This is a genomic window from Rhodospirillales bacterium, assembly GCA_016872535.1.
GTDB lineage: Bacteria > Pseudomonadota > Alphaproteobacteria > Rhodospirillales > 2-12-FULL-67-15 > 2-12-FULL-67-15.
The window spans coordinates 20,297-29,618 of sequence record VGZQ01000039.1 but is presented as its reverse complement, the minus strand read 5'-3'; the positions used below and the strand labels follow the sequence as shown (position 1 = coordinate 29,618).

At 68.4% G+C, this 9,322-nt stretch carries 9 protein-coding genes; 4 read left to right on the top strand and 5 right to left on the bottom strand.

Going from position 1 to position 9,322, the window contains the following annotated elements; translation table 11 throughout:
• Window positions 1-270 (top strand): GTP cyclohydrolase I FolE (locus FJ311_09340; protein MBM3951643.1); only part of this gene is annotated, 270 nt, incomplete at its 5' end.
• Between the two features lie 122 nt (window positions 271-392).
• Here FJ311_09340 and FJ311_09335 read toward each other — a convergent pair.
• The 5 genes from FJ311_09335 to FJ311_09315 form a co-directional block, all read right to left on the bottom strand.
• Window positions 393-989: a hypothetical protein gene (locus tag FJ311_09335; protein ID MBM3951642.1), complete on the bottom strand. Its 597-nt coding sequence runs from the start codon at window positions 987-989 to the stop codon at window positions 393-395.
• Between the two features lie 63 nt (window positions 990-1,052).
• Window positions 1,053-1,991 (bottom strand): molecular chaperone Hsp33, encoded by a 939-nt coding sequence (locus tag FJ311_09330; protein ID MBM3951641.1) that lies wholly within the window; start codon window positions 1,989-1,991, stop codon window positions 1,053-1,055.
• Window positions 1,992-2,023: 32 nt separating this feature from the next.
• Window positions 2,024-2,953: an ornithine carbamoyltransferase gene (gene argF / locus FJ311_09325; GenBank protein ID MBM3951640.1), complete on the bottom strand. Its 930-nt coding sequence runs from the start codon at window positions 2,951-2,953 to the stop codon at window positions 2,024-2,026.
• Between the two features lies 1 nt (window position 2,954).
• Entirely contained in the window at window positions 2,955-4,121 is a 1,167-nt protein-coding gene (locus FJ311_09320; GenBank protein MBM3951639.1) for an aspartate aminotransferase family protein, read from the bottom strand.
• A 173-nt stretch (window positions 4,122-4,294) separates the two neighbouring features.
• Window positions 4,295-5,071 (bottom strand): multidrug ABC transporter permease, encoded by a 777-nt coding sequence (locus FJ311_09315; GenBank protein ID MBM3951638.1) that lies wholly within the window; start codon window positions 5,069-5,071, stop codon window positions 4,295-4,297.
• An 83-nt stretch (window positions 5,072-5,154) separates the two neighbouring features.
• Here FJ311_09315 and FJ311_09310 point away from each other — a divergent pair, with 83 nt between their 5' ends.
• The 3 genes from FJ311_09310 to FJ311_09300 all read left to right on the top strand — a co-directional run bounded on the left by FJ311_09310 (window position 5,155) and on the right by FJ311_09300 (window position 9,321).
• Window positions 5,155-5,940, top strand: coding sequence for a 2-keto-4-pentenoate hydratase (locus tag FJ311_09310; GenBank protein ID MBM3951637.1), 786 nt, complete (start codon window positions 5,155-5,157; stop codon window positions 5,938-5,940).
• A gap of 420 nt (window positions 5,941-6,360) precedes the next feature.
• Window positions 6,361-7,845: a tetratricopeptide repeat protein gene (locus tag FJ311_09305; GenBank protein ID MBM3951636.1), complete on the top strand. Its 1,485-nt coding sequence runs from the start codon at window positions 6,361-6,363 to the stop codon at window positions 7,843-7,845.
• A gap of 3 nt (window positions 7,846-7,848) precedes the next feature.
• Window positions 7,849-9,321: a hypothetical protein gene (locus tag FJ311_09300; protein ID MBM3951635.1), complete on the top strand. Its 1,473-nt coding sequence runs from the start codon at window positions 7,849-7,851 to the stop codon at window positions 9,319-9,321.
• Window position 9,322 lies beyond the last annotated feature (1 nt).

The window sequence follows — 9,322 nt, the reverse complement described above, 5'->3', positions numbered from 1 at the left end:
CTGGTCGAGGTGTTCGCCCGCCGCCTGATCATCCAGGAAAAGATGACCGCCCAGATCGCCAACGTCATCAACGAGGAGCTTCAGCCCAAGGGCGTCGCGGTCATCATCGAGGCGGTGCACCAGTGCATGACCACCCGCGGCGTGCACAAGCCCGGCACGACGCTAGTCACCAGCCGGATGCTCGGCGCGTTCCGCGACGACGCGACCACGCGGCGCGAATTCCTCGCCATGGTCGGCAAGCTCGGCGGCGGCGCCGGCGAATTCGCCTAGAACAAGTTTCCGACGGAGGCATACCCCTCCCCCAATCCCCCTCCCGCAAGGGGAGGGGGGATATTCCCAAAATAACCCTCCCCCTCGACGGGGGAGGGTTGGGGTGGGGGTGGAATGCGGTCCTAGCGCACCCAGTTGGCGAGGTGCTGACGGACGTTCTTCTCGATTTCGGCGTCGAAATCCTTCATCAGTCCCTCGATCAGGTCGAACTTGATCCGCTCGCGTTCCTGCAGCGAGGCGTCCTCCGGCACCGTGGTCCAGCGGCTGGCGATGGCGTTGGCGGCGGCGCGCCGGTTGACGTCGTTGATTTCGATCGCCGCCTCGACCTTGGCGTCGTAGCGTTCCGACTGCTGCTTGGTGAAATAGCCGCGCATCGACGTGTCGCGCGGAAGCTTGGTTTCCGTCACCGAGGCGTCGAGAATGACGAACCGCGCCGGTGCCGAGCCGCCGACCGGCTTGAGGCGCTGGCTCGCCCAGCGCTCGAGCGCGCGGGCGGGCGGAACCGGAAACGTGTGCTCGACGTTGGGCGCGCGCAACGTGGGCGCGAAGCGCAAATCGATTTCCACCCGCTGCACCGCGAGCGCGAGCGGCGGCAGGTGCGCGAAGGTGAGGTCGGGAAGTTTCTGCGCCGGCATCTGGGTCTCGCAGCCGGTAAGCAGGGCAGCGCCGAGGATCGCGGCGGCGAGCGCCGAGCGTGTGCGCGCTTCAATCGTCGTCATGTTCCGTTCTCCATGCTTTTCCGTCACCCGAACCGATATTGTCGCATGCGGTTTCACGCCCGTTCAAGCGTTGCCGACATATAGGCGCGCCAGCGCATCCATATCGAAGCGGTAATGAGTTCCGCAAAATTCGCACGTCACCGTGACCACGCCGTCGACCGCGAGGTCTTCGATCTCGGCCCGGGGAAACGCGGCCAGCGTACGCTCGACCTTGGCCCGCGAGCAGCGGCAGGCGTGGCGGATTTTACGGACGCGGTAGGCGCGCACGCCGTCTTCGTGGAACAGGCGGGCGAGCAGGTCGGTGGGTTTCAGCCGGTCGTCGAGCAGCTCGGCGGCGGTGACGCTGCTCGCGAGCGTCACCACCCGACGCCAGTCCTCTTCCGCGTCCTCGTCGAGCGTCGCCGGTTCCGGCGGCAGACGCTGCACCATCAACGCCGCCGCCCGACGCGGCGTTGCGCCCGTCCGATCCGAACAATTCTCGGCGACGACGATGGCGGTTTCCAGTTGCTCCGATTGGCGGAAATAGGTCTGGACGCATTCGCCGAGACGCGCGCCTTCGAGCGCGACGATGCCCTGATAACGCTCGGTACCGGCACCCTGATCGAGGGTGAAGGAGAGATTGCCGGCGCCGAGCAGGCGCGGCACCGGGGCGGAACCGCCGCGCTCCGCCGCGGCGACGCGGGCGGCGTCGACCCGGGCATAGCCGCGAAGCGCCCCCTCGCTGGTCATGTCCGCGACCATCAGGCCGATCGGCCCGTCGCCCTGGGTTTGCAGGGTGAAGACGCCCTTGTATTTGAAGCCGCTCGCCAGCAGCGCGGCGAGCGTGACCGCTTCGGCCAGCATCCCTTCCGCCGCCGAGGGAAGGGCGCGCGCGCCGAGAATCGAATCGAGCGCGGGGCCGACCCGAACCAGGCGACCGCGCACGCGCGCGTCCTCGACCTGAAAGGGCTGGATCGCGTCTTCGAACGTGGACGCGGGCGCGGATATCGGAACGGAACTCATCGAACGGATATGGGAAGAGCGCCGCCGGACCGCTAGTCCGCGAGGCACCAATAAAGAATGCCCTTCTGAGCGTGGAGGCGGTTTTCCGCCTCGTCCCACACCGCCGAGGCGGGCCCGTCCATGACCTCGTCGGTCACTTCTTCCCCCCGGTGCGCGGGCAGGCAATGCATGAAGAGCGCGTTCTTCTTGGCCCGCGCCATCAGGCGCGCGTCGACCCGGTAGGGCCGGAGCAGTTTGCGCCGCCGCGCGGCATCTTTGTGGCCCATGGACACCCACGTATCTGTCATCACCAAATCCGCCCCGGCGACCGCGGCGACGGGATCTTCGACCACGGCAACATCGGCGCGCTGGCTTTTGGCCCAGGCCAGCACCGCCGGGTCGGGTGCGAGTTGGCGCGGGCACGCGAGGCGCAGGCGAAAGCCGAACCGCGCCGCCGCGTGAATCCACGACGCGGCCACGTTGTTGCCGTCGCCGCTCCAGGCGACGGTGCGCCCGGCGATCGGCCCCCGCCGTTCCTCGAAGGTCATGATGTCGCCCATGATCTGGCACGGGTGCGAGCGGTCGGTAAGGCCGTTGATCACCGGCACCGTGGCGTGCGCCGCCATTTCGCGCAGTTTCGCCGGATCGTCGGTGCGCAGCATGATGGCGTCGGCGTAGCGCGACAGCACGCGTGCGGTGTCGGCGATGGTCTCGCCGCGTCCGAGTTGCGATTCCGCGCTGCCGAGCCCGACCACCTGGCCGCCCAACTGCTGCATCGCCACCTGGAACGAGGCGCGGGTGCGGGTCGAGGGCTTCTCGAAGATCATGGCGAGGGTCAGGCCGGCGAGCGGCCGGGCGCGGCCCTTGGGCGGGCGGCCCTGCTTGAAGGCCGCGCCGAAACCGAGGATCCGGCGCAGCGTCCTGGCGTCGAGTCGGTCGAGGTCGAGAAAATGTCGTAAAGATGTGCGGGCGCGCGCGCTCATGTCACGCCGCCTTTTCGGCGAGCGACGCGAACACCCGGTCCATGATCGCCGTCGCTTCGCCGATGTGCGATTCCTCGACGATCAGCGGCGGCACCAGCCGGATCACGTTGTCGCCCGCGACCACCGTGAGCAGACCGGCGTCCGCCAGCGCGCTCGCCACGCCGGCGTTCTCCGGGATCGTCTTGAGGCCGATCATCAGGCCGAGGCCGCGCGCTTCCGCGATCACGCGCGGATGGCGCCGGGCGAGGCCTTCGGCCGCGTCCTTGAGCCGGGCGCCCATCGAACGCACCCGTTCGAGAAAACCGTCGGCGAGAATCACGTCAAGCACCGCGTTGGCCGCCGCCATGGCGAGCGGATTGCCGCCGAAGGTCGAGCCGTGGCTGCCCGCGGTCATCACCTTGGCGACCTTTTCGACCGCCAAGGTCGCACCCACCGGAAAGCCGCCACCGAGGCCCTTGGCCACGGCGACGATGTCGGGGCGGATGTCGTCCCATTCGTGGGCGAACAGCTTGCCGGTGCGGCCCATGCCGGTCTGCACTTCGTCGAGGATCAGAAGCAGGCCGAATTCGTCGGCGATCGCGCGCAGACTTTTCAGGTAGCCCGGCGGCGCGGCGCGCAATCCGCCTTCGCCCTGGACCGGCTCGACCAGGATGGCGGCGGTCTCGGGGCCGATGGCGGCGCGGGTTTCGTTCAGGTTGCCGAACGCCACCCGGTCGAAGCCGCCGACCACCGGATCGAACCCCTTCAAGTGCTTGGCCTGGCCGCCGGCGGCGATGGTCGCGAGCGAGCGGCCGTGGAACGCGTCCTGGGCGACGATCACCCGGTAGCGGTTGGGCTGGCCGGTTTCGTCGTGGTAACGCCGCGCCATTTTCAGCGCGCACTCCATCGCCTCCAGGCCGGAGTTGGAGAAGAACACGGAATCGGCAAAGCTCGCCGCCACCAGGCGTTCGGCGAGTCTTTCCTGGCCGGGAATGCGGTAGAGATTCGAGCAATGCCAGAGCGTCGCCGCCTGCTTCTGCAGCGCCTGGACCAAGTGCGGATGGCAATGGCCGAGCGAAACCACCGCGACGCCGGCGCCGAAGTCGAGCAGGCGACGGTTGTCGGTCGTATAAAGATACATGCCCTCGCCCCGCGCGATGGCGAGGTCGGCCCGGGCATAGGTGGGCATCACAGGCGAAATCACGGTCGTCGCTCTCGTTGGTCGTATGCCGGCATGAAATCCGGGAAAGCCGGCCGGGAAAGCCGGGGAGTATCGGGGCCGGGACCCGGCGTGTCAATTCGGGCCGGGGGCACGGTTCGCCGAAAACAACGATCTTTCAATGCGTTGGCGCGGTCGGGATGTCAGGCCTTGAGCTTGTAGCCGGTCCGGAACATTTGCCAGCAGCCGAACCACAACGCCGCGTTCGCCGCCGCCAAGACCGCGACGCCGAGAACAGGCGAGACGTCGGCGTAGCCGATCACCCCGTAACGGAATCCGTCGATCATATAGAAGAACGGATTGAGCAGCGCGATGTGCACGAACGCGTCCGGCAAACGTTCGAGATTGTAGAACGTCCCCGACAGGAAGGCGAGCGGCGTGACCACGAAGTTGGTGACCGCGGCGATGTGGTCGAACTTCTCCGACCAGATGCCGCCGGCGATGCCGATCAGGGACAGCATCAGCGACGCGGCGACGAGATGGAAGAGCGCGTAGCCCCAATGATCGATGCCGATACCGACGAACGGCGCCATGGCGAGCATGGTGAGCACACCCACCGCCACGCCGCGCGTCGCGCCGCCGAAGGCGAAGGCGAGCGTCAGCTCGTGCGCGGTCAAGGGCGGCATCAGGGTATCGACGATGTTGCCCTGGACCTTGGCGATGACGATCGAGGACGACGTGTTGGCGAAGGCGTTCTGCGCCACCGCCATCATCACCAAGCCCGGCGCCAAAAAATCGATGAAGGGGATGCCGGCGATCTCGGCCCGGTCGGGGCCGATCGCCAACATGAACACGGCGAGAAACAAAAGCGTCGTCACCACCGGCGCGACCAGCGTTTGGGCGTAGACCTTGACGAAACGACGCACCTCGCGCGCGTACAGCGTCCATACCCCGATCCAGTTGTGAGCCATCGCGGTCATGCGTCTTTCCTTTCGGCGCGACGGCGGATTATATAAGGTCTCCGCCGCCTGCAAACTGGGGGCGCAAATCGGAGATCTTCCCCATGCCCTTGAGCGACGCCGACGCCCAGGCCTTGGCCCGCGCGTTCCTTGAAGCCGAGCGGAATCGCGCGCCGATCCCGCCCATCGGCGAGGCGCGCCCCGATCTCGGCCTCGACGACGCCTATCACATCCAGGATGCCCTGATCGCGCTGCACGTCGCAAACGGCCTGCATCCGTTCGGAATCAAGGTCGGCTCGACTTCGAAAGCCGCGCAACGCCGTTTCAAGACCGTCGAGCCCGCCATCGGCACGCTGTTCCTGCAGCGCCAGGTCGCCAACGGCGGCGCCTGCGCGATCGAGCGCCTGATCGCGCCCCGGATCGAATGCGAAATCGCGGTCCGGATGGGCGCCGACCTCAAGGGCCCCGGCGTGACGCCGGAGGACGCCGAGGCCGCGTTCGGAAGCCTGATGGGCGCGTTCGAGATCATCGACGCCCGCACCCGGGACTGGCGGATCAAGGGGATCGAGCTGGTCGCCGACAACGCGGTCAACGCCGGGTTCGTGCTCGGGCCCGAGAAGCCGGCGAAAGGGTTGGACGCCGCCGGGGTCAGCGTGCTGTTCGGGCGCGACGGCGACAAGCCGACCTACGGCTCCGGCGCCTCGGTCCTGGGCGGGCCGAAATTCGTGGTCGCTTGGCTCGCCAACTGGTTGGGCGCGCGCGGGAAAACCCTGAAGGCGGGCACCGTGGTGCTGACCGGTTCGCTCTCCGAAATCCTGCCCGCGAACAAGGGCGACCGCTTCAAGGCGGAGTTCACGCCGCTCGGCGATGTCGAGGTCCGCTTCGGCTGAATGCCGCGCCCCGCGGGCGGTGGCCGTGCCCCCGTGTGCCCTGTCCTTGCGCCTTGCCTACCCGATCCCGCCGTTTCGAGATCCTGGGGCAAACCTTTATTATTCAGGGCCATACCGGTTATCGCCTTGCGGCTACCGGGTTGCGCGGGACGGCGGAGCCGTCCAATAATGGCGAGGCTTCACGCGCAAGCGACCGAAAATACGCTTGGAACGTCCACCCGATAATCAGGGTCAAGACTCATGGCGGCGGACATACCTAAGGGCCGGATCGGCGGCACGCCCAAACCGCGCGTCCCCGTCCGGCCGACGAAGCCGGCCGCGGTTGCCGAAGCTCCCGCCGGGGCAACCCGTTCCGGCCCGTCTCCGAAAGCCGCCGCCAAAGGACCCCTTCCAGGGCCCGCCGCAACGGCAAGACCCGTCGTGCCCAAGGCCGCTCCTCCGGCGGCCGCCCCATCGAAGACCGCTCCGGCGAAGCCTGCCCCGGCAGCCGCCGCGTCGAAGGCTTCGCCGCAGCCGGATCCAACGGAAGCGCTCCGGGACGCGCGCGGGCGCGAAGCCAAGCGCCTGTTCGCCCTCGGCGCCGCGCTCCACCGCCAAGGCCGGATCGCCGACGCCGTGCGCGCCTACGGCCGCGCGATCGTGTTCGATCCCGCCTTCGCCGACGCCTATGCCAACCTCGGCGCCGCGTTCCGGGCCCAAGGCAAGTCCGAGGCCGCCGTCGCCAGCGCGACGCGCGCGCTGACGCTCGCGCCCGACCGGGCCAATTTCCATTCCAACCTCGGCAACGCGCTGCGCGACCAGGGGCGGCTCGAGGAAGCGGCCCAGGCCCTGCAGCAGGCGCTGCGGCTCGCGCCCGAGGCGCCCGAGATTCTTTACAACTTCGGCCTGGTGCTGCGCGACATGGGCCGGCTCGACACCGCGCTGTCGTGCTTCGACGCGGTGCTCAAGGCCCGCCCCGATCACGCCGAGTGCCGCTACGACCGCGCGCTCGCGCTTTTGCAGGCGGGCGATCTCAAGCGCGGCTTCGCCGAGTACGAGGCGCGCTGGAAGCTCAAGCGCAATCCGCCGCGCGCGTTCGACCGGCCACGCTGGAACGGCCAGGCGATGCCGGGAAAGACGCTGCTCGTTCACACCGAGCCGGGTTTCGGCGACGCCATCCAGTTCGCGCGCTACATAGCGCTCGCCAAGCAACGATCCGGCGCCACCCTTCTGCTCGAAAGCCCGGCCGAACTGGCCCGCCTGATGGAAACGCTGCGGGCGGTGGACAAGATCGCGATTCAGGGCGGGCCCTTGCCCGCGTTCGACGCCCATATCCCGATCATGAGCCTGCCCGCGCTCATGCAGACCGCCGCGACCACCATTCCGGCGACCGTGCCTTATTTGAGCGCGCCCGAAATCCGCGCCGTCGGCCTGCCCAATCTCGCCACTGGCGCGTTCAAGGTCGGGATCGCCTGGGCGGGCGCCGCCGCTCGCGCCGAGGGGCACCGCTCGTGTCCGTTCGTCCATTTTCTCGAATTGCTGCGGGTTCCCGACGTCATCCTTTACAGCCTGCAAACCGGAAAGGCGGCCGAGGACGCGCGCGCGCACGCGGCCGAACCGCTGGTGTTCGAAACCGGCCATCTGCTCGCCGACTACGCCGACATGGCGACCGCCATTCTCCAGCTCGATCTGGTCGTCAGCGTCGATTCGACCTGCGCGCATCTCGCCGGCGCGCTCGGCAAGCCGGTCTGGACGCTGCTGCCCGACGTTCCCGACTGGCGCTGGACCGCGCGCGGCAAGAACACGCCCTGGTATCCGACCATGCGCCTGTTCCGCCAAAAAACGCGCGGCGACTGGAGCGGGGTCGTCGCCGAGGTCGTCGCCGAATTGGGCAACATCGCGACCAAACGTCCGCGATCCGGCTGATCCATGTCCGCCGCTCCGCATCAACCGCCCGCCCGCAAGCCGACCCTTACCGACCTGTTCCGTCGCCTGCTCGGAATCCCTTCGCCCGAGGAACGGATCGAGGTGCGGGTCGCGCCCCTGATCGGCGACGACGAGGCCAAGACCGCGACCCGGCACGTGGCGGCGATCTTCGCCGGCAACAAGCGCTTTCCCGTCCGCATTACCGCCAAATCCTTCCCGTCCAAGGGGCCGACGCCGGCCTTCCCGGATGCGCCGGCGGACAACGCGGTTCCGCCGCCGTCGCAGTTCAGCTTGATCGCGCCGCTGGCGCGCCAATTTCTCGCCGCCGAACGGGGCGATCTTCTGATCTTCGGCGACGTTTCCGGCGACCGGCTGCTGCTGCGTTTCTCGCCCCTGGTCGCGCCGGAAGAGGACGCGCCCGATGCCTTGAGCGCGGGCGTTCCGCTTATCGTTCCGGCGGAGATGGGCGACGGCGCGGTTCATTTGGTCCGCGCCGCCGGGCTTACGGTGGTCGCGCCGGGACAGCCGCTCAAGGCGGCGACCGTGAACGCCGCCCTGGCCGCCGTGATCGCGCCCGCGCTCCGGGCGGCCGAGGCGCTGAAGGCCACGCTCGACGGCCAGGAAAAAGGGCTCATGCTGCTGGCGTTCGCTTCCGCGCTCGCGCGCGTCGGCTACACGCAGGGCGCCGCGCCGCTCCTGCAGCAGGCGATCGACCATTACCGCGCCGCCGCCGAGGCGTTCGGCCGCGACAAAGGCGCCTACGAGTGGGCGATGGCCGAGCGCCTGCTCGGCTCCGAACTGCTGGCGCTGGCGGAACGTTCCGACGACAAGACCGCGCTCGCCGGCGCACTCGCCGCCCTGCAGGCCGCGGCCCAAGCCTTGACGCGCGAGACCGCCCCGCGCGATTGGGCGGCGGTGCAGCATCGGCTGGGGATCGCGCTTCAGCGCATGCACGAGCAAACTTCGTCGGTCGAGCATCTGAAACAAGCCTTGACCTCGTTCCAGGCGGCGCTGCACGTCTTCACCCGCGCCGAGCACCCGCAACGCTGGGCCGACATCATGACCAGCGTCGGACACGCGGGGCATCTGCTCGGCCAGATTCTGTCGAGTCCCGAGGTCCTGGAACGCGCGGCCAGTGCGTGCCGCCAAGCGATCGAAATCCGGCGCAAGGAATCCCACCCGCTGTTCTGGGCGGCGAGTCAGAACACTCTCGGCTCGGCGCTGTTCGCGCTCGGACGGATGACCGGATCGATCGAAGCCCTGGTCGCGGCGGAGGAAGCGTTCGACGGCGCGCGCGAAGTTTATTTCGCGCGCGGGGCGGAAAAGCTCGCCATGATCGCCGAAAAGAACATGGTCCGCGTCCGCCAGTTGCTGCCCGCCGGCAAAACCAAGCCCGGCGGCCCCAAGGGCTGGTACGAAATCGAGGACGAGGAAGAGTGGAAGAAAATGAAGGGCGGTAAAGAAAAGAAGAGTTGAG